This is a genomic window from Oleiphilus sp. HI0067, assembly GCF_001635735.1.
In genome coordinates this window covers 1-653 of record NZ_LWFI01000605.1, presented here as the reverse complement: position 1 = coordinate 653, position 653 = coordinate 1, and the positions used below count along the sequence as shown (strand labels likewise).

Annotated in this window: 1 protein-coding gene; it reads left to right on the top strand. The window is 44.4% G+C overall.

Annotated elements, in window-relative coordinates; genetic code table 11:
* Positions 1-11: 11 nt before the first annotated feature.
* On the top strand, positions 12-653 hold a 642-nt coding region (locus A3739_RS06845; RefSeq protein ID WP_369821092.1), incomplete at its 3' end, for an insulinase family protein.

Genomic DNA, 653 nt, shown 5'->3' with positions numbered 1-653 from the left:
GAAAACAACGTATTGAATCTCTCGCCGTAGATGCTGAAGAGTACGTGCACAAAGGCACCGGAGCACGACATTTACACTTTGCTTCAGAGAACGATGAGAATGTTTTCTTGGTAGGACTAAAGACTGTTCCGACTGACAATACAGGTGTGGCGCATATCCTTGAGCACACTGCATTGTGTGGTAGCGAAAAATATCCGGTACGCGATCCATTTTTTATGATGATTCGCCGCTCTCTGAACACCTTCATGAATGCCTTTACTAGCAGTGATTGGACGGCTTATCCTTTCGCGAGTAAGAACAAAAAAGACTTTAATAACCTCTTAGATGTGTATCTAGATGCGGTCTTTTTCTCGCGCTTGGACGAGATGGACTTTCTTCAAGAAGGGCATCGCGTAGAATTTGAAGAGGAAGGTAACGCAGATTCGCCATTGGTCTATAAAGGTGTTGTGTATAACGAGATGAAAGGCGCAATGAGTTCGCCGGTGAGCCAACTTTGGCAGACACTCACTCGTTATGTGTTTCCAACTTCGACTTACCATTACAACAGTGGTGGTGATCCCGAACATATTACCGACCTCACTTATGATCAGCTGAAAGCTTTCTATCGCAAGCATTATCATCCGAGTAATGCGGTATTTATGACCTTCGGTGAT